Here is an 18,344-nt window from a genome sequence, read left to right as displayed (position 1 = left end):
ATGGCTGCTGCCCGCATTGAGATGCCCGACGGGGCGATCTTTCATTCCGACCGAGGGAGTCAATACACGTCGATCGAGTTCGGCGAGACACTCGGCGAGTACGATATCAGGCAATCCGTTGGGCGCAGCGGGAGTTGCTTCGACAATGCGATGGCGGAATCGTTCTTCGGTAAGCTGAAGACGGAGATGGTGCATCATCGGACCTTCGCCACGCGTGCCGAGGCCCGGCGCGAAGTGATCAAGTTTATCGAGGGGTTCTATAACCGGCGGAGACTTCACTCTGGGTTAGGATATCGCCCGCCCTCAGAAGTGCTGGAGGAATGGTTCGGGAATTTGGTTGCGGCGTGATATAGTTTCATTTGGGTCGAGTCCGGAATAGTCGGAGCCCCTCACACCGAACTCGGGCTCACTCAGGCTGAATTGGCCGAGCGCGCGGGCCTCACCAAGGCGAAGGTCTCCCGGATCGAAGGCTCTGACACCGTCCCCACTCTGCCGCTTCTCGCCAAGCTGGCCGAGTTCCTTGGCACCACCCTTAACATCGCCCTCGACAACCACGACAACCAAGCAGGGGCCGAGCGGGCGAAGGAGGGCACCCGGACTGAAGAGATCACAAACGCGATCCCTGAGATAGTCGGTTACCTAAGCGGAGTCGATCAAGACAGTAGCCGTGTTCGCGTGCCATCATCACCAATCAACGTGCTGTCCCGCTGAAAGAGTCGCCATGAGCACCGAGTTTCACTCCTATACGCGTGAGGAGTTCATCACCGAGTTCGTCCATCCCGACGACCGGCAGGCGTTGCTGGAGGCACGGGAGCGTCGGGTAGCTCAGGCGATGGAGGCGTCCCAGCGGCGCGTTTCGGCGATCGAGAACGGATCTATCGCCGAACTGACCCGGAGCGCAGGCCCGCAAGACGGTCTTGTGCGGGCGATGAAATGAGTACGTACAGGGTGGGCGCCGGTCGCGGCCGAGTGAAGGGTTGACGGTCGCCTCAGGATGGCGGCGTAGCTGAAGCCTTGTGCGGGCTGGGCAGTTCCGTAGCTCTGGCCGGAACGGTGAGCTTTCGAGCCTTGCATGGCGTTCAGATGCCGTGCGGTCGGCAAGGAAGGGTGCCGTCCTCGCCGGAAGGAGGGGGCGGCGAGGACGGCAGTCTTCGGGTGGGCAGGCGGGCTTCCATCAGGACGACCCGCGGCCCGTTCTCCAAGTGCCGGGCGTGAGGGTGCCTCGGCAGGGGGTGGGTCTAGAGGTCTCTCTGTCTGACTATCGCGGTCAGATGGGAGCGCAGGCTGATCAGCACAGGGTCGCCGGTGGTGCGCTTACGCGGGGGAGCGGTCTCTGAATGCTCCTGGCGACTTCCACGGCCGGCGTTCTTCTGGGCGGTTTCGACGGCGGCCAGGAGTTTGCGCCAGGTGCCGTTCGCCGTCCAGTGACGGTGGTGCCGGTAGATGGCCACCCAGCAGCCGAAGCGCTCGGGGAGGTGGCGCCAGCGCAGTCCGGTGCGGGCCTGGTAGAGGGCGCCGTTGATCATCATCCGGTGCTCGTCCCACCGGTCTCCACGCCTGTCGACCGGTGGCAGCAGCCCAAGCAGCCGCTCCCACTCGGCGTTCGTCAGATCGCCTCGATGCATACGCTCATCGTGACAAGGTAAACACGCTGCGTCAGCAGTTTCAAAAAAGATCTTCGTGCGAGTTTTTGATCACGCCGTTTGACCTGCGGTTGCGGTGGGGTTTGGGTGGGTGTGTGCTGATGCGAGCTTCTGCTGGTCTTGGATCAGCACTGTTGCCTGGTCAACGGTGTTCCGCTGGGTGGCTGGGCTGGGGTGGTGGGATTCGCTGACCAGTCATCAGGTTTCCCCGCAAGTGGGGAGATTCCCTTCGATGCCTGGCAGTCGATTGCGGCGGGCCTGCTGAGGCACTTCCATGGAGGTCGTGACTGTTTCCCGTGAGGAGATCGGCACGGTTCTGGCGCGGTATCTGGCCGCCGCTCCCGATCGAGGGCTCGACGCGGCTCCGCTGGTCTCGGCCCTCGGACTGGCCGGCGACGTGGCCTCGCGGAAGACCTTTCCGTTGCATGTCACGTGTAGTGCCGCTGTTGTGGACGCCGTCGGCGACGTGCTGATGGTCCGGCATCGGGCGCAGAGGCGGTGGCGGTTGCCTGGAGGGCACATCGAGCCGCAGGATCCCAGCATGTACGGCGCGGCGCTGCGCGGGTTGGAGGCGGCGACCGGTGTCGCGTGGCATCACACGGTCTCCTCGGCGGCGGATGATGACGTTCCTGTGGATATCAGCATCCATTCCGTGCCTGCCGATCCGGTCAAGGGGGAGCCGTCGCATGTGCATGCGGACTTCCGGTACGCGTTCACGGCCGGTGAGTTCGGGATGTCCATGGATGCCGGTGGGGATACGGCGTTCGCTTGGCGGCCGCCGTACGATCTGCCGAGTTCTCGCTTTGGGGCGATGCCGTTCGCCTATCACGGGCATGGGTGGAAGGCGTAACGCGTCGTCTCCAGCATGCTTCTGTCTCGTCCTGTACCGCGGGCGAGGCAAAAGCCCGGGAAGCCTTCGTTGCGAGGAGGGTCGAACGAAGTGGAGACTCCGCTGACACCGGACGAGGTGGCCGAGATGTTGGGACTTTCGCGCCCTTTCGTCGCGCGACTGCTTGGCGACGCCGAGATTCCCTCGTATCACCTGCCGGGCAATGGTCATCGCCTGGTCAGGCTTGCGGACGTTCTCGACTTCCAGGATCGCCGTGAGCGCCGCGCCGAGGGCCACCGAAGGGTCATGGAGGTCGCTGAAGAGGCGGAGCTACCCTACTGACCTTCCGAGGGGTGAGCTATCGGCTACGGGTTTGCCTGATTCTCATTGGTCAGCGACTTTGGGGGGCGAGACGAAGGAGCCAAGACCTCGAACGGCGTAGATGACGCCTTCCTCCTGCAGGCGCTGCAGAACCTTGCGTGCCGTGCCGCGAGCGATGCCGAACTCCTGGACAATCTGGTGCTCGCTGGGGACCGGCGTATCTACCGCGTAGTCGCCCGAGGCGATCCGCTCCTTGATGATGTTCGCCACCTGAGCCCACTTGGGCTGGTTGAGACGCCACTCGATCACAGGCGAACGGTAGATCACTGTACAGAACCAAACATACCTATGCATAACCATAGTGCACCATGGTGAACCATGTTGATGTGACGTACGATGGCGGCGATATGAGCGAGCCGTCCTGACGGCTTCTACGCGGAAGCGAAGGTCACACGCATGAACAATCCTGCTACGAACGCCTCTCATCGGACGACCTCCCTCTGCGATGGAGAGAAGGGAATCACCCCTGTCGACGCCCTCGATGCACTGCGCGTCGCGTTCCCCGCTTGGTCGGTCTTCCGCAGCGATGCAGGCGTGTTCTACGCGACCCGGCGCGGCGTCCGGCTCCGTGACGCCGACATCGACAAGGGTCTGCGGCAGACGGTGTGCGCGGACGACGCGACGGCGTTTTTGTCGCTGCTCGAAGACCAGACCCGGATGGCGGCGACGTCGTGAGCGGTTCGCCGCCGGACGGCGACTGTCATGGTCTCCATGTTGAGATCGCGCAGGTGGGGACCGTACAGGTGGAGTGGTTCCTGAGTCAGCAGCGTGCCGATCGATTGCGTGTTCGCGAGCACACCTGCGCGTGCACGTACCCGATGTTCGAGCTGTGCACTGCGGCTGGACTGTGGTTCGTGCGACGCCTCATGGATGAAGACGCTCAAGTCGGAGAAGAGACTGCCTGGATGTCCGGACGCGCGGCTCGGGATCTGTGGCGACAGATCTTGACAGGCCAGGCGCGGTGACAGCGATCTTCCCCATGGGAGAGACGCAGACGAAGTCGGCCCTCTTCCCACGCTCGAGAGTTCTGCCCCTGGAATTACGGATTCAGCTGGACCGATCTACGGCCTGCGCGGCTCTCCATGGACGTGTGACGCTCGCCGTAGCTTCGGAAAGTGTGTTTCCCATGTGTACCTGGCCTCGATCGGCAAGTAGAGGTACGGCCAGATTCGAACCAACATTTCGTGGTTCAAGTATGCTCGCAATTCATCCAGCTGGGTTGCCTCGCGGATCACGCGTTCATACATGAGGCCTACGTGGCTTTTGTGTGACAGGTCGTAAAGTCGTTGCTCCGACCAGTCCAACCTGGTCGGGAGCTCCAAAACGCCCGTGGTGGGCCCTGTCAGCTCGCGAAGATCGGTGGGTACGAGGTAGACCCGACGGCTGGCGTAGCGAGTCATACCTCGAGTGTGCCCGCTTGTGGCGATGCCTGCATCGCGACCTGGCGAAGGAGGGTGGCGCGCAGGTATTGGAAGTTGAAGGGATCTCTTTTCGTCATCGTGCGGAGTGGTCGACTCGTCGCCTGATCGGAGGAATGCCGAACCCCGACATGGCTAGGCCGGGGTGTGGGAAGGGCGGAGCCCTTCGCCCGGGCGAAGCCCGAATGGAACAGTCTGAGCGTTAGCGAAGTCTGCTCGGGGTGGGCTCCCGCAGGTCAAGCCGGTAACCGGGCAAGGGGTGGGGACTGGCGAGCGGAGCGAGCGGGGGTTTCCGGGGGTCGAAGGGGGCGTGAGCCCCCTGGGAGGCGCTGTCTGGAACTCCTTGGCGCGTAGCGCCCCCCGATGTGGAAGGCCTTGCAGTTGGTGCCGGGGAACGAGCGAAGGCGAGGGGCTTCCGTGTGAGTGGGCCTCGCCTGTTCGCGGTCGGGGCTACTTGTAGAGCTCGCCGTTGGGGCCGACTATTTTGCCGGACCAGACGTTCTTGGCCGCGTTGTACACCGCTGCCGTCTCGCTGTCGAAATAGGGCGACGTGATGTGGTCGATGCGGTCGTTGGCGTCCTGGTCGGTGAAGGTGCTTGTCACGCCGTTCACGTACCCCAGGCGCTTGCCGTTGCTGTAGTCGCGGAGCCAGGGGGCGCCGTCGTAGCCGGGGGTGACGGCGCACTTGAGGCTGAGGTGTTCCTGGATCTTGAGCCAGGGGGCGCCGACCGCCTTGGCGGTGGGGGTGCCGTAGCAGGTCTTCGGCGTGACGCCGGTGTAGGGCTTGTCGCCGTCCGGGTGCGGGGCCGCCGGGTAGCCGAAGGCGCGTACGGCCTTGCCGGCGGGCTGGTTCCAGGCGAAGCCCTGGCCGCCGACGTTGTCGCCGAGGCGGCCGGCGTCCTTGGAGAGCAGGATGTGGTAGTGGCCGCCCCACGCGCGCTTCGGGCCGGTGAAGCGCTGGTACTCCTTGCGGTCCACCTGCTTGACGCCGTCGAGGTGGATGCCGTTGTAGACGGTGACGAACGCGTAGTCGCGGTCGTAGTCCTCGTACGTGTCGAAGTCGTAGTGGGTGAAGGCCTGCTTGCCCACGTAGATGCCCCAGGGGGTCTTGCCCTGGTAGTAGCCGGGGACGAAGACCCAGTTGTCCAGGAGCGCACGGTCGCTGTCCGTGTCGTACACGCAGTGGCCGGCGGTGGCGACGAGGTTGCGGTAGTTCGACTGGATGGAGGTGGCCGAGCACCAGCGGAAGCCGCCGGAGCCGTCGACGAAGAAGACCTTGCCGACGGTCTTGGGGAGGTTCACGTTCTGGGCGGTGGAGCTGGGCTTCGACTCGCCGGTCGGCGCCGTGGTGCCGGGGCGCCCGTCGGGGCTGTAGCCGCCCTTGGAGACGACCTTGCGGACCTCCTTGGCGTCCCACGTGTACTGGGTCGCCTGGCGGAGCGCGGCCCCGTTCGACGCGAGCCAGAAGGACGCCACGGAGACGGCCTCTGAGGTGTCGCGGGCCATGCGGTCGTGGGCGATGTCCCTGTCGGCCTGGGCGGTGCCGGTCAGGCCGGCGGCGAGGAGCCCGGTCGACAGGACGGCACCGGCCGCGGGCAGAAGGATTCGCTTCAAGGTGACTCCAGGTCGTGCTGACGCGAGGTGCCTCGTGCACCTCCGAAACTCAGCAAACGGATAGCCCGGAATTTACAGGTCTGACGGCGACCGTGTGGGTTTCGCGTCGATCATGTCAACGCTCGTACGAGGCGTCGTGACCGTACGGAGACATGATGTTGGCTGATCACCGGAAGTGGTCAGGTGGTTGCTATGAATTACGTCACATTTGCCGGAGTGGCCTGGGCCGCGGCGCGCCGGTAGACCTCTCCGGTGGTGGTGTCGAAGTACGGGGACGACACCGCGTCGTACGACTTCTCGGCGTCCCTGTCCCAGGTCAGGCTGTTGACGCCGTTGAGGTTGCCGAGCCCGCGGTCCTCGTTGTAGCCGATCAGCCAGGGGCCGCCGCTCACGCCGGGGCTGAAGTCGCACGACAGCAGCTGCACGCCCTTCTGCAGGTCGAGGTTGACGGCCCAGGTCCAGCGGGTGGTGCCCGCCCCGCACATGCGCAGCTTCTTGCCGTTGAACGGGCGGGTGCCGTCGGGCTGCGGGCCTGCCGGGTAGCCGAACGCGGACACGGTGTACTCGGGTGGCTTCTGGTTGAACTCGATGCCCTGGCCGCCCACGTTGTCCTGGAGGCGGCCGACGTCCTCCATGACGTAGCCGCCGTTCTTGGCCACCCACTTGAAGCCGCGGTGCACGGTCACGAACGCGTAGTCGTAGTCGTAGTCGCCCTTGCCGGTCCAGTCCTCGTGCATGCTGATCGACGCGCCCACGTAGATGCCCTGAGGGGTCTCGCCGTTGGGTCCGGGGTTGGGTACGAAGATCCAGTCCTCGGCGGCCCTGGCCTGGCGGGGGTCGTAGGCGCAGTGTCCGGCCGTGGCGACGACGCTGTGGTTCTTGGCCGCGACGGCGCTGGCCGAGCACCAGAACTCCTTGTCCCCGAACCGGAAGAAGACCTTGCCCATGGTCGAGGCGGCGGGGCCCTTGCGCGGCAGCGCGGGCGCCACGGCCTGCGCCGCGACCGCGCGGGTGACCGGCGAGGTGACCTGATGCGCGGGGGGTCCGGAGGAGGACGGGCTGGGCGACGCCACCGGGGCGGCGGGGCCGGGCGTGGCGGGGCTGTAGCTGTCGGAGCGCTTGAGCTGGTCGGGCTTCCAGTAGTCGGCCACGCGCTTCACGTCCGCGGCGGTCTTGGTCAGCGTCACGGCGTACACGACGCTGTCGCGCCCGGCGCTCGCGATCCCCGTGAAGGCGGACAGGACCAGCAGCACGCCGCAGAGCGCGGCGGCCGCCAGGTGCCTGGCCGGGGGGATCATGAAATGCCTTTCTTTGGGGTCGTAAGGGTGGATTTTTCCAGATGTACAGGTGGTATTGCAGCCAGGATAGAGATTCGTTACCTGATCAAGAGTGCACTCCGAACTATAAGGACAGTGTCAGACAAGCCGCTTAATGATCTTTATCATCTGTTGTTTCCGCAGGTCAGGGGTGATGTGGAGGCGTTCGGAATTGTGATCATTCGGCGCGGTCGGAGTGGCGAACATCGCAGGGGAAGGCCCCGGCTCCGCGGGGGAGCCGGGGCCTGCGAAGCCGATCTTGATCAACGGGAGTTGCCGGTCCAGCGGCCGGCGGCGGCCTTGTAGACCTTGTACGTGTCACCGTCGAAGTACGGCGACGAGACGTGGTCGTAGCGGTCGTTGCCGTCGGTGTCCCACGCGACGCTGTTGACGCCGGCCAGGTAGCCGGTCCGCGACGCGCTGCGGTAGCCGTACAGGAACGGGCCGCCGCTCGCGCCCGCGGTGAACGAGCACGCGACGCCGATGTGCCGCTGCGCGTCGTACCTCCTGGCCTCGGGCATCGCCCTGGTCGTGCCGTAGCAGTACTTCATCGTGCGCCCCGAGAACGGCCTGTCCCCGTCGGGGTGCTCGCCCGCCGGGTAGCCGAACGAGAACACGGTCAGCTTCGTGCTCCGGTTCCAGGTGAAGCCTTGCCCGCCGACGTTGTCACCGAGCCGGCCGGCGTTCCTGACCGTCCGCCACCGGCGGTCGCCGGACCTCTGCCAGGCGACCTTGACGCCGTTGTGGACGTTGACGAACGCGTAGTCGTAGTCGTAGTCCTCCCACACCACGAAATCCTCGTGCGCGTTGAACGTCTTGGCGGCGTAAACGCCGTAGGGCGCCTTGCCCTCCCAGGCATTGTCCCCGTCACGGTAAGAAGGAATGAACACCCAGTTGTCGTAGAACGCGTTCCTGGCGGTGTCGTAGACGCAGTGTGCGGAGGTCGCCACGACATTGCGGTACTTGCCCTGCACCGACGTGGCCGAGCAGAAACGCCAGTTCTTCGGGTCGCGCGGATCGGTTTCCGGCAGCGTGAAGAACACGCGCCCGACCGTGTTCGGGAGATTGACGCGCTTGCTCTTCTCCGCCTTCGCCTTCCGCGCGCCGGTCGGCGCGACCGACCCGGGAGGGCCGTCGGGAGCGCCGGCGCCGCCCCTGACGCCCTTGGAGGTCACGCCGGGGACGCCGTCGTAGGTGGTGGCCATCCTGGTCCGGTACGGCGTCCAGAACTGGATCGCCTGGTCGGCGGGGGTGCGGGCGTCGCGGGAGACGACACCGGGCGGCGCGGTCGCGTTCGCCGCGGCGCCGCCGGTCGTGCTCGCCACCAGCCCGGCGGCCACCAGGCCGGCGAGCGGGATCGCGACGCGCCTTGCTCGGGAAAACATGGAGCTCCTCTCGGCTTTCGGCGGCCCAGAGCGGGATCCTGTGTCCCGATGGGCCAGGAAAACGATCGGAACGTTATTGAGCGACATCGGCGGGTGGCCATGAATCGACCCGAAAAAGCATGGCCGGGCTTATGGGATAGCGAATGCGCATGTATTCCTGATGGGCATTCCCGCAGGTGGTGGTCCGTCCCTTCGCAACAGTGGTAACTCGCATTATCAGAAGGACCATCGGGCCGGCACGGCGCCACGGGCCCCCGTACGTCCGGCCTCTCGGGACGGCCCGCGCGGCGTCGGTTGTGAATTCGTGACCTGCGACCGGCATTTCACCGGGTGCGAGGGCTTGCGCCGGAGGTCCGCGCTCAACTGAACTGGAGGAAAGGGCGCGAGACCCCCCACTACTCGGCTAGGAACGCCCGTGACCGACCGGTTCGACGTCATCGAGGCAGGCGAGCGAGGCCGCCGCCGGTGGATCGGGCTGGTCGTGCTGCTGGCGCTCGTGCTGGTGCCCATCGTCAGCCTGGTCGCCAGCCGGGATCCGGGGCCCGAGCCGTTACCGCCGGCGACGCCGACGCCCGCCGCCATCAGGTCGCTCACCAGGATCGAGGGTGCCCCGAACATCCTGAACGTGCAGGCCAGGGCCAAGGGCGGCGACGAGGTCATCGAGGTGGTGTTCCCGGACGGGGTTCGTGCCGAGGTGCGCTACCCGGCCGAGCTCGGCCTCGACGAGATGGGGTCGCGGCCGTTCCAGGGAGCCTGGATCGACGGCCGGTACCGGCAGTTCATGGCCCCGTACAGCGGCGCGTTCGAGGTGACCAGGGGCGGCGAGCCGATCAGGAACTACGCGCCCAACGTGACGCTCTGGCCCCGGCAGGCGGGCAGCGGGATGTACGGACAGGTGCTGCTGTTCGCGTTCGGGCCGTGGCGGCTGGCGATGTACGACCGGGGGCAGGGGCTGACGTTCGACCAGCGGGTGGCGCTGGCGAAGGGGCTGAAGGGGCGGGTGACGAAGAACGGCTACCTCGTGCTGTCGGCCAGGAAGCCGGTGCGGCTGGCCAGGCCGGGGGAGACCGTGCAGGGGATGCCGGTGGGGCCGCAGCTCTGGTTCGGCGGCGGGGCGGGGGAGATGGTCACGCTGGTGCCCACGCCGGGCTGCGACAAGCACGCCGTGCCGCCGTCGGTGATCAAGGGGCGGGGGCGGCCGGTCGACTCGGTGTGCCGGGACGACGTGCTGGTCGCCGTCACGGGGCAGCAGGAGTTCAGGAAGAAGGCGATCGAGGGGATCCGCGTCACCATGAAATAGGCGCGTGCTGGAGCAAGCGGGCGTGCGTGTGGTGAGACAAGCGGGCGCGTGCAGAGGTGACGGCGCGGGTGCTGAAGTAAGGTGCGGCCATGTTCGCCGTAACCGCCACACAGACCGACCCCGACAACCCACTCGCCGGGCTGACGCTCGGCGAGCGCCCGGAGCCGAAGGTCCCGGACGGATGGACGACCGTCACCGTGCGGGCGGCCGCGCTCAACCACCACGACCTGTGGACGCTCAAAGGCGTCGGCATCAAGCAGGACCGCCTGCCGATCGTGCTCGGCTGCGACGCGGCGGGCGTGGACGAGGACGGCAACGAGGTCATCGTGCACTCGGTGATCGGCTCCGGTGCCGACGAGACGCTCGACCCGAAGCGCTCGCTGCTGTCCGAGGTGTACGACGGCACGTTCGCCGAGCGCGTGGCCGTGCCGCGCCGCAACCTCGTGCCGAAGCCGGCCGCGCTCGGTTTCGAGCACGCCGCGTGCCTGCCGACGGCCTGGCTGACGGCGTACCGGATGCTGTTCGACAAGGCCGGGCTGGAGCCCGGCTCGACCGTGCTGGTGCAGGGGGCGGGCGGTGGTGTCGCGACCGCGCTGATCGCGCTGGGCCGGGCCGGTGGCTACCGGGTCTGGGCGACGAGCCGCTCGGAGGAGAAGCGCGAGCGGGCCCGGGAGCTCGGCGCGGACCAGGTGTTCGAGCCGGGCGCGCGGCTGCCCGAGCGGGTCGACGCGGTCATGGAGACCGTGGGCCAGGCCACCTGGGACCACTCGCTGAAGTCGCTCAAGCCGGGCGGGCGCATCGTCGTCTCCGGCGCCACCACCGGCGCGGTCCCGCCCGCCGACCTGAACCGGGTCTTCTTCCTGCAGCTGTCCGTCGTCGGCTCGACGATGGGCACGCGGGACCAGCTCCGGCGGCTGGCCGTCTTCCTGGAGCAGACCGGCGTGCGCCCCGTCGTGGACCGGGTGCTGCCGCTGGCGGACGCGCGCGAGGGGTTCGCCGCCATGGCCGAGGGGGAGATCTTCGGGAAGATCGTCTTTTCCGGGTGAATAAGTAAGAGGTTACTTCTGTGGCTCCCGGGTGATACATGCATGAGTGGGGTTTTCTCACCCGGGAGCCGCCGTCATGGAGATCGAGCTGTTCGGCCCAGGCTCGATGCACTGGGACACGACCGGCGAATACCGCAATCTGCTTGTCGCGGGCAGCGCGCTGGTCATCCAGACGATGCATCCGGCCGTCGGGGCGGCCGTCGCCCAGCACTCCACGTACAAGCAGGACCCCTGGGGGCGGCTCACCCGCACGCTCGTCTCGATCCAGACATGGGTGTACGGCGGTGCGGACGGCCCGGCCGAGGGCCGCCGGCTCAGGGAACTGCACAGGCGGATCAGCGGGGTGGACGAGCTCGGCAGGCCGTACCACGCGCTGAACGGCGAGGCGTGGGCGTGGGTGCACCTGTCGCTGTTCGAGCGGTTCGTCACGCTCCGCCGCTATTTCGGCAGCCCGTTCACGGCCGAGGAGCAGCGGCGCTTCTACGCCGAGTCCCGCCGGCTGGGGGCGATCCTGCGGGTGCCGGAGCGCGAGATGCCGCCCGATCTGGAGGCGTTCTGGCGGTACTTCGACGGGATGGTGGCCGACCGGCTGGAGGCCCATCCGACCGCGCTCGACGTGCTGTCGGTCCTGCGTGGCACGCCGGCGCCGCCCGGGCTGCCGCGCCCGCTGCGGCGGCTGTGGACGCCGGTCGGCGTGGGGGCGGGGGAGTTCAACCACTTCGTGACGGTGGGCACCCTGCCGCCCGCCGTGCGGCGCAAGCTGGGGCTGCGCTGGACGGCGCGGGAGGAGCGGCGGCTGCGTCAGCTCGGGCACGCCGTGGCCGTGCTGACGCCGCGCCTGCCCGAGCGCCTGAGGTACATGCCCATCGCCTACCACGCCCGCAGGGCCGCACGCGGCTCGCGCCGCCTGGAACGGCGGCAGCTCCGCTCGGCGTAGCCCCAGAGGGTCAGCCTCAGAGGGTCGGCGCCAGACGGTCAGCGCCAGACGGTCAGCGTTCGAGGATGTCGCGGATGCGGCGGCCCGCGTCGTCCAGCGTGGCCCGCAGCTCCGTCAGCTTCTCCGGCGTCAGCCGAGCCCCGGACGCCTCCTGGCGGGCCTGGGCGACGAAGTCGGCCAGCCGCTCGCCCAGCTCCAGGTCCAGGTCGGCCCGGTTCGGGGGCGCGCCGCCGAACGTGGTCCAGAGCTCCGACCAGATCCTGCGCCACTCCCTGGTGAGCCGCTCGCCCTCGTCCTGCCAGTGGTAGGCGTGCTCCATCCACTGCCGCTTCTGCTGCTCCCTGAGCCGCCGGAAGTCCTCCTTCTGCTGCTCCTTGTGGCGTCTGGTGTCGTCGGCGGCCCCCGTGCGGACGTCCTTGGCCATCCGGGTCAGCTCGTCGCGCAGCGACCTGACCGTGTCGCGGACGTCCTCCTTGACCTCGCGGGCGATGTCGCGCACCGAGGCGGAGATCTCCTCCTCGAGGTCGTCGAGCTCGTCGAGCCGGGCGTTCAGCTCCTCGCGGCCCTTGTCGGTGATCGAGAACACCTTCTTGCCCTCGACCACCTCGTGCGTCACGAGGCCCTCCTCCTCCAGGCGGGCCAGGCGCGGGTAGATGGTGCCGGGAGAGGGCGAGTAGACGCCGAGGAAGCGGTCCTGGAGCAGCCGGATCACCTCGTAGCCGTGACGCGGGCTCTCGTCCAGCAGCTTGAGCAGGTACAGCCGGAGCCGGCCGTGACCGAAGACAGGGCTCATTCCTTCTCTCCCTTGAGCACCGCGACCTCGCCGGAGACCGTGGTCGCGGACAGCGACGCCATGCCGCCGCCCAGACGCCCCGACATCGTCTTCGTGCCGGGGCCGGTGGTGCCGGACAGCTCGTCGAACGTGCTGACGAGCCTGCCGGAGGTGGACCGTACGGTGACGTCCGAGTCCACGTTCTCCGGCAGCCTGACCAGGATGGAACCGGACACGCTGTTGAGCGTCACGTGGCCGGTCGGCCGCAGCCTGAGGTCGGCCGTGACGCGACCGGACACGGTGTTGGCCTTGAGCCTGCGCGGCGTGCCGTCGGCCACGGTCAGGTCGCCCGAGACGCTCTTGAACGCCAGGTCGCCCTCCATGGCCCGGCTCTCCACGGCGCCGGAGACGGTCGAGGCGTTCACGTCACCGCTCACGCCGTCGAGCACGATCTCCCCGGACACGCTCCTGACGTGGGTGGTCCGCTCGAAGCCGGCCACAACGGCGGGCGCGGAGACGACCCCGGCGTTGACCGCGCAGTCCTTCGGCACGGCGATCGTCAGGACCGTCCTGCGCCGGTCGCGCCGCAGCCAGCCCATCAGGCCGTCCCAGGTGAGGTCCTTGTAGGCGACGACGAGCCGGCCGGTGTCCTCGTCGTACGTCACCAGCAGCGGGGACTCGGACGCGATCTCGGCCACCTCCACTGTCGGCGGTCCTTCGCTGGCGAGCACGTCGAGGCGGCCGGCGACGATGCGCACGTCGAGCGACTTCACTGGACCGAATGTCAGGTGCTCCGGCGCATCGATCGTCCACTGTTGCATGATCCCCGCCCTCCTGGCGACACGTCCTTACACCACACACGATATGTCGCGTGTGGGCGAAACTCAAGATGTATCGCGTTTTGCGAGCGGCTCAGTCCTCGTCGTCCAGCCGCGCCAGCCACGTGGCCAGCCGCTCGACCGGCGTCTCGAACTCCGGGTTGAGGTCGACGAACTCGCGCAGCCGCTCACCCAGCCACAGCAGGCTCACCTCCTCCTCGCCCCGTCGCTCGACGAGCTCCTCGATCCCCCGATCCGTGAAGTACATCTCTCTCCATTCCTCCTGAAATCCGATTCCTCCTGGAAACGGCAGTGAGCCCCCAGCCGGGCCGGGGGCTCACCTGTGTCGCGTCGATCAGCCGAACGCCTCGTGGAGGATCTCCTCCAGCTCGGTGTCGTGCGAGTTGTGCGAGCCCGTGGCCGGCGAGCTGTTGGGCCGCCGCGAGATGCGGCGCACCGGGCGCCCGCCCAGCGTCTGCGGGTCCTCCACGAGCTTCAGCGTGAGGTACGGCCACGGCCCCATGTTGGCCGGCTCGTCCTGCGCCCAGACCAGCTCCGCCTGCGCGCCGTAGCGCGCCAGCTCGGCGGCCAGCTCCTCACCCGGGAACGGGTAGAGGCGCTCCAGCCGGACGATCGCGACGTCGTCGCGGCCCGTCTTGTCGCGCTGCGCCGCGAGCTCGTAGTAGAGCTTGCCGGAGCAGAGCACCACCCGGGTGACCTTGGCCGGGTCGACGGACTGGTCGCCGATGACCGGCTGGAAGGTGCCGGTGACGAAGTCGGCGGCCTTGGAGGTGGCCGCCTTGTGGCGCAGCAGCCACTTCGGCGTGAAGACCACCATCGGCTTGTGCCGCTCCGACTCCACCTGCCAGCGCAGCAGGTGGAAGTAGTTGGCCGGGGTCGTGGGCTGCGCGACCGTCATGTTGTCGAGCGCGCAGACCTGCAGGAACCGCTCGATGCGGGCCGAGGAGTGGTCGGGGCCCTGGCCCTCGTAGCCGTGCGGCAGCAGCAGCACGACCGAGGACTTCTGGCCCCACTTCTGCTCGCCCGACGAGATGAACTCGTCGATGATCGTCTGGGCGCCGTTGACGAAGTCGCCGAACTGCGCCTCCCACAGCACCAGGGCATCGGGACGGACCACGCTGTAGCCGTACTCGAAGCCGAGCGCCGCGAACTCGCTGAGCAGCGAGTCGTAGACGTAGAACTTCGTGGTGCCCTGGTTGAAGGACTTGAGCGGCGTGTGGTCGGCGCCGGTCATCCGGTCGACCAGCACGGCGTGGCGCTGCGTGAACGTGCCCCGGCGGGAGTCCTGGCCGACCAGGCGCACCGGGTGGCCGTCGATCAGCAGCGAGCCGAACGCCAGCGTCTCGCCCATCGACCAGTCGATCGTGTCCTGCTCGACCATCTGGCCGCGGCGCTGCAGCACCGGCGCCAGGCGCGGGTGCGGCGTGAAGCCCTCGGGGAGGTTGAGCTGGGTGTCGACGATGCGCTTGAGCGTCTCGTCGGTGATCGCGGTCGGCGTGTCGTCGTGGGACCACTTGACGACCTCGGTCGGCGGCACCCGCATCGCGGCTGCCTCGGCCGGCTTCTTCGCCGCCTCGCGGGTCTCGGTGAACGCCTGCTCCAGCTTGGCCTGGTAGTCGCGGAGCGCCGACTCGGCCTCCTCGACCGTGATGTCGCCCCGGCCGATCAGCGCCTCGGTGTAGAGCTTGCGGGTCGAGCGCTTGGCGTCGATCAGGTCGTACATCAGCGGCTGGGTGAAGGCGGGGTTGTCGCCCTCGTTGTGGCCGCGGCGGCGGTAGCAGATGAGGTCGATGACGACGTCCTTGCGGAACGCCTGGCGGTATTCGTAGGCCAGCCGGCCCACGCGCACCACGGCCTCGGGGTCGTCGCCGTTGACGTGGAAGATCGGCGCCTGGATCATCCGGGCCACGTCGGTCGCGTAGACCGACGAGCGGGACGAGGCGGGCGAGGTGGTGAAGCCGACCTGGTTGTTGACCACCACGTGCACGGTGCCGCCGGTGCGGTAGCCGCGCAGCTGCGACAGGTTGAGCGTCTCGGCCACGACGCCCTGGCCGGCGAAGGCCGCGTCGCCGTGGACGAGCACGGGCAGGACGGTGAAGCCCTCCTCGCCGCGCTCCAGCAGGTCCTGCTTGGCGCGCACGACGCCTTCGAGCACCGGGTCGACCGCCTCCAGGTGGGAGGGGTTGGCGACCACTGAGGCGGTGATGGTCTTGCCGCTCGGCGCGGTGAACGTGCCCGCCGCGCCGAGGTGGTACTTCACGTCGCCGGAGCCGTGCGCCGTGCGCGGGTCGATGTTGCCCTCGAACTCGCCGAAGATCTGCGCGTACGACTTGCCCACGATGTTGGCCAGCACGTTGAGCCGGCCGCGGTGGGCCATGCCGATGACGACCTCGTCGAGGTCCTCGTCGGCGGCGTCGCTGATCACCGAGTCGAGCAGCGGGATCAGCGCCTCGCCGCCCTCCAGCGAGAAGCGCTTCTGGCCGACGAACTTGGTCTGCAGGAACGTCTCGAACGCCTCGGCGGTGTTGAGCCGCGACAGGATGTTGAGCTGCTCGTCGCGCTCGGGCGATTTGTGCGGCTTCTCCACCCGCGCCTGGATCCAGGCCCGCTCCTCGGGGTTCTGGATGTGCATGTACTCGATGCCGACCGTGCGGCAGTAGGAGTCGCGCAGCACGCCGAGGATCTCGCGCAGCCGCATCAGCGGGCGGCCGCCGAAACCGCCCGTGGCGAACTCGCGCTCGAGGTCCCACAGGGTCAGCCCGTGGGACTGGATGTCGAGGTCGGGGTGCTTGCGCTGCTTGTACTCGAGCGGGTCGGTCTCGGCCATCAGGTGGCCGCGCACGCGGTAGGCGTGGATCAGCTCGATCACGCGGGCGGACTTGGACACGTCGTCGTCGTGGGAGGCCGACACGTCCTGCACCCAGCGGACCGGCTCGTACGGGATCCGCAGCGCCTCGAAGATCTCGTCGTAGAAGCCGTCCTCGCCGAGCAGCAGCCGGTGGATCTGGCGCAGGAAGTCGCCCGACTGGGCGCCCTGGATGATCCGGTGGTCGTAGGTGCTGGTCAGCGTCATGACCTTGGAGACGGCCAGGCGCGACAGCGTGTCGGGCGAGGCGCCCTGGTATTCGGCCGGGTATTCCATCGCGCCGACGCCGATGATGGTGCCCTGGCCGGGCATGAGGCGCGGCACGGAGTGCACGGTGCCGATCGTGCCGGGGTTGGTCAGGGAGATCGTGGTGCCGGCGAAGTCGTCGACGCCCAGCTTGCCCGCGCGCGCCTTGCGGACGACCTCTTCGTACGCCGTCCAGAACTGCCGGAAGTCCATCGCCTCCGCGCCCTTGATGGAGGGCACGAGCAGCTGGCGGTCGCCGTTGCTCTTCTGGACGTCGATCGCCAGGCCGAACCCGACGTGCTCGGGCTTGATCAGCGTCGGCTTGCCGTCGACCTCCGTGTAGGAGTAGTTCATCTCCGGCATGGCCCGCAGGGCCTTGACGATCGCGAAGCCGATCAGGTGGGTGAAGGAAATCTTGCCGCCGCGGCCCCGCTTGAGGTGATTGTTGATCACGATGCGGTTGTCGATCAGCAGCTTGGCCGGGATGGCGCGCACGCTGGTGGCCGTCGGGACCGAAAGCGACTGGTCCATGTTGGCCGCGGTGCGGGCGGCGGCGCCGCGCAGCTTGACCTCCTCGGCGCCCTTGGGCACCGGGGCGGAGGGCTGCTTGGGCTTCTCGGCCGCCGGGGGCGCCTTGGGCGGCGCCTGCGGAGGAGCAGCGGGCGCGGTCACAGTGCCGTTCGCCGCCTCCCTCGCCGGTGCCGGGCGGCCCGGTCCGTAATCAGGGTTGTAGTCAGCGAAGAAGTTCCACCAGGCCTTGTCGACAGACTCGGGATCTTGGAGGTACTTCTGGTACAGCTCGTCGACAAGCCACTCGTTCTGACCAAAGCTTGCCAGCGGGTTTGTCCGCGACGACTCAGACGACACGGCGGAAATCGCCCTCTTCCGCAGATCGGCGTTGATGTTAGAGAACCTGTCCAAGGCTACTCGCCCGGACCGGCAGCGCGCGCCGAAGAGTGCGTGCCGCCTCGAACGATCCTCTCAGGACAGTGCAAAGAGGTCACGACCCCCTAGTCAATCCAGGTGGTGCCGCAATTATTACTCTTTGGTATCAACACCACGGCCAGAGGTTTATTTCCCGCTGGACACCAATCTGCTAGCAACCCGTACCTCGGGGGACAACTCGGACAGCAGGTCGGCCAGCTCCTCGCCCGCCTCCTTGAGCTCCTCCAGGGACATCGGCTCCAGGCGTTCGAGCAGGAAGATCGCGTTCGTGGTCTCCTCGGTGAGCCGGGTGCGCACGACCTGGCGCCAGTTCCACCTGCGGCAGGTGACGCCGGTGTCGTCGCGCCAGATCACCTCGCCGGGCTCGGGCGTGCCGAGCGCCTCCTCCGACGCCTCGTCGCCGGTGGCCCTGACCAGCCGGGCCGGGCCGGCGTAGCGGTCGAGGTCTTCCCCGCCGATCGGCAGCGCGTGCTTGACGCTGATCGTGTTGTACGCGTCGACGACCTGGTTGATCTCCGGCAGCGGCATCCTGCGCGTCAGGGCGTCGACCGAGGGCCTGGTGCGCTGGGGCTTGGCCCCGAACGCCCGGTAGGCGTCCTTCCAGGCGTCGATCTTGTCCGCCTGCACCTCCAGCTCGGAGGCCGCCGCGAGCCATGCCCGCGACCGGTCGTCCGTGGGGCCGTTGCGCAGGCCGTGCGCGGTCATGATCAGCACCGCGAAGTCGGGGCGCAGCGCGAAGACGGAGTCGTCCACCCAGATGTCGTCCAGCATCCCCACAGTCTAGAAGCGGCCAGACCGCAAAATACC

The 18,344-nt window shown here is 67.8% G+C and carries 19 protein-coding genes; 9 read left to right on the top strand and 10 right to left on the bottom strand.

What is annotated here, in order from left to right; all coding sequences use genetic code 11:
• From FH608_RS21705 to FH608_RS21695, 3 genes are all read left to right on the top strand, one after another.
• Positions 1–348 (top strand): integrase core domain-containing protein (locus FH608_RS21705; protein WP_139632363.1); only part of this gene is annotated, 348 nt, incomplete at its 5' end.
• Positions 349–357: 9 nt separating this feature from the next.
• A complete protein-coding gene (locus tag FH608_RS21700) occupies positions 358–711 on the top strand; it encodes a helix-turn-helix domain-containing protein (protein WP_139632362.1) in 354 nt (117 codons plus the stop codon).
• A 10-nt stretch (positions 712–721) separates the two neighbouring features.
• On the top strand, positions 722–937 hold the full coding sequence (locus tag FH608_RS21695; protein ID WP_139632361.1) for a hypothetical protein: 216 nt from the start codon (positions 722–724) through the stop codon (positions 935–937).
• A gap of 301 nt (positions 938–1,238) precedes the next feature.
• Here the strand turns inward: FH608_RS21695 and FH608_RS21690 are convergent, their stop codons facing one another.
• Positions 1,239–1,625: a transposase gene (locus tag FH608_RS21690; protein ID WP_139632360.1), complete on the bottom strand. Its 387-nt coding sequence runs from the start codon at positions 1,623–1,625 to the stop codon at positions 1,239–1,241.
• 292 nt (positions 1,626–1,917) lie between these two features.
• Between FH608_RS21690 and FH608_RS21685 the strand changes: the two genes are divergently transcribed.
• Entirely contained in the window at positions 1,918–2,493 is a 576-nt protein-coding gene (locus FH608_RS21685) for an NUDIX domain-containing protein (RefSeq protein WP_139632359.1), read from the top strand.
• A 90-nt stretch (positions 2,494–2,583) separates the two neighbouring features.
• Positions 2,584–2,814 carry a helix-turn-helix domain-containing protein gene (locus FH608_RS21680; protein ID WP_226899750.1) on the top strand — a complete coding sequence of 77 codons (231 nt, stop codon included), beginning with the start codon at positions 2,584–2,586 and terminating at the stop codon, positions 2,812–2,814.
• A gap of 42 nt (positions 2,815–2,856) precedes the next feature.
• Here the strand turns inward: FH608_RS21680 and FH608_RS21675 are convergent, their stop codons facing one another.
• Positions 2,857–3,102 carry a GntR family transcriptional regulator gene (locus FH608_RS21675; RefSeq protein ID WP_139632357.1) on the bottom strand — a complete coding sequence of 82 codons (246 nt, stop codon included), beginning with the start codon at positions 3,100–3,102 and terminating at the stop codon, positions 2,857–2,859.
• Between the two features lie 147 nt (positions 3,103–3,249).
• On the opposite strand from FH608_RS21675, the gene FH608_RS21670 reads away from it, so the two are divergent.
• Positions 3,250–3,528 carry a hypothetical protein gene (locus FH608_RS21670; protein WP_226899749.1) on the top strand — a complete coding sequence of 93 codons (279 nt, stop codon included), beginning with the start codon at positions 3,250–3,252 and terminating at the stop codon, positions 3,526–3,528.
• A 1,193-nt stretch (positions 3,529–4,721) separates the two neighbouring features.
• On the opposite strand, the gene FH608_RS21660 is transcribed toward FH608_RS21670, so the two are convergent.
• The 3 genes from FH608_RS21660 to FH608_RS21650 form a co-directional block, all read right to left on the bottom strand.
• Positions 4,722–5,885 (bottom strand): trypsin-like serine peptidase, encoded by a 1,164-nt coding sequence (locus FH608_RS21660; RefSeq protein WP_139632355.1) that lies wholly within the window; start codon positions 5,883–5,885, stop codon positions 4,722–4,724.
• 197 nt (positions 5,886–6,082) lie between these two features.
• Entirely contained in the window at positions 6,083–7,183 is a 1,101-nt protein-coding gene (locus tag FH608_RS21655; protein WP_139632354.1) for a trypsin-like serine peptidase, read from the bottom strand.
• A 281-nt stretch (positions 7,184–7,464) separates the two neighbouring features.
• Entirely contained in the window at positions 7,465–8,586 is a 1,122-nt protein-coding gene (locus tag FH608_RS21650) for a trypsin-like serine peptidase (protein ID WP_193318542.1), read from the bottom strand.
• Between the two features lie 415 nt (positions 8,587–9,001).
• Here FH608_RS21650 and FH608_RS21645 point away from each other — a divergent pair, with 415 nt between their 5' ends.
• From FH608_RS21645 to FH608_RS21635, 3 genes are all read left to right on the top strand, one after another.
• Positions 9,002–9,886, top strand: coding sequence for a hypothetical protein (locus FH608_RS21645; protein ID WP_139632353.1), 885 nt, complete (start codon positions 9,002–9,004; stop codon positions 9,884–9,886).
• 89 nt (positions 9,887–9,975) lie between these two features.
• Positions 9,976–10,932, top strand: coding sequence for a zinc-binding dehydrogenase (locus FH608_RS21640; RefSeq protein WP_139632352.1), 957 nt, complete (start codon positions 9,976–9,978; stop codon positions 10,930–10,932).
• 76 nt (positions 10,933–11,008) lie between these two features.
• Positions 11,009–11,869, top strand: a complete 861-nt coding sequence (locus tag FH608_RS21635; protein WP_139632351.1) for an oxygenase MpaB family protein — start codon at positions 11,009–11,011, stop codon at positions 11,867–11,869.
• Positions 11,870–11,921: 52 nt separating this feature from the next.
• On the opposite strand, the gene FH608_RS21630 is transcribed toward FH608_RS21635, so the two are convergent.
• The 5 genes from FH608_RS21630 to FH608_RS21615 form a co-directional block, all read right to left on the bottom strand.
• Complete coding sequence (locus tag FH608_RS21630) at positions 11,922–12,662, bottom strand: PadR family transcriptional regulator (RefSeq protein WP_139632350.1); 741 nt, start codon at positions 12,660–12,662, stop codon at positions 11,922–11,924.
• Positions 12,659–13,414: a DUF4097 family beta strand repeat-containing protein gene (locus FH608_RS21625; protein WP_226899748.1), complete on the bottom strand. Its 756-nt coding sequence runs from the start codon at positions 13,412–13,414 to the stop codon at positions 12,659–12,661. Before FH608_RS21625 ends, FH608_RS21630 begins: the two co-directional genes overlap by 4 nt.
• A gap of 139 nt (positions 13,415–13,553) precedes the next feature.
• Positions 13,554–13,727 (bottom strand): DUF6104 family protein, encoded by a 174-nt coding sequence (locus FH608_RS51585; protein WP_193318541.1) that lies wholly within the window; start codon positions 13,725–13,727, stop codon positions 13,554–13,556.
• An 87-nt stretch (positions 13,728–13,814) separates the two neighbouring features.
• Positions 13,815–17,459 carry a multifunctional oxoglutarate decarboxylase/oxoglutarate dehydrogenase thiamine pyrophosphate-binding subunit/dihydrolipoyllysine-residue succinyltransferase subunit gene (locus FH608_RS21620; protein ID WP_139632348.1) on the bottom strand — a complete coding sequence of 1,215 codons (3,645 nt, stop codon included), beginning with the start codon at positions 17,457–17,459 and terminating at the stop codon, positions 13,815–13,817.
• Between the two features lie 204 nt (positions 17,460–17,663).
• The gene (locus tag FH608_RS21615; RefSeq protein WP_139632347.1) at positions 17,664–18,308 is read right to left on the bottom strand and encodes a B3/B4 domain-containing protein; all 645 of its coding nucleotides are present in this window, start codon (positions 18,306–18,308) and stop codon (positions 17,664–17,666) included.
• Positions 18,309–18,344: the final 36 nt, after the last annotated feature.

Source organism: Nonomuraea phyllanthi (assembly GCF_006334985.2).
GTDB classification, from domain to species: Bacteria; Actinomycetota; Actinomycetes; order Streptosporangiales; family Streptosporangiaceae; genus Nonomuraea; species Nonomuraea phyllanthi.
This window is presented reverse-complemented; position numbering and strand designations above follow the sequence as displayed.

Coding starts and splice junctions, on each gene's coding strand:
- FH608_RS21695 (WP_139632361.1), top strand. CDS start 722: ATGAGCACCGAGTTTCACTCCTATACGCGTGAGGAGTTCATCACCGAG.
- FH608_RS51585 (WP_193318541.1), bottom strand. CDS start 13,727: ATGTACTTCACGGATCGGGGGATCGAGGAGCTCGTCGAGCGACGGGGC.
- FH608_RS21655 (WP_139632354.1), bottom strand. CDS start 7,183: ATGATCCCCCCGGCCAGGCACCTGGCGGCCGCCGCGCTCTGCGGCGTG.
- FH608_RS21685 (WP_139632359.1), top strand. CDS start 1,918: ATGGAGGTCGTGACTGTTTCCCGTGAGGAGATCGGCACGGTTCTGGCG.
- FH608_RS21640 (WP_139632352.1), top strand. CDS start 9,976: ATGTTCGCCGTAACCGCCACACAGACCGACCCCGACAACCCACTCGCC.
- FH608_RS21690 (WP_139632360.1), bottom strand. CDS start 1,625: ATGCATCGAGGCGATCTGACGAACGCCGAGTGGGAGCGGCTGCTTGGG.
- FH608_RS21635 (WP_139632351.1), top strand. CDS start 11,009: ATGGAGATCGAGCTGTTCGGCCCAGGCTCGATGCACTGGGACACGACC.
- FH608_RS21630 (WP_139632350.1), bottom strand. CDS start 12,662: ATGAGCCCTGTCTTCGGTCACGGCCGGCTCCGGCTGTACCTGCTCAAG.
- FH608_RS21670 (WP_226899749.1), top strand. CDS start 3,250: ATGAACAATCCTGCTACGAACGCCTCTCATCGGACGACCTCCCTCTGC.
- FH608_RS21650 (WP_193318542.1), bottom strand. CDS start 8,586: ATGTTTTCCCGAGCAAGGCGCGTCGCGATCCCGCTCGCCGGCCTGGTG.
- FH608_RS21615 (WP_139632347.1), bottom strand. CDS start 18,308: ATGCTGGACGACATCTGGGTGGACGACTCCGTCTTCGCGCTGCGCCCC.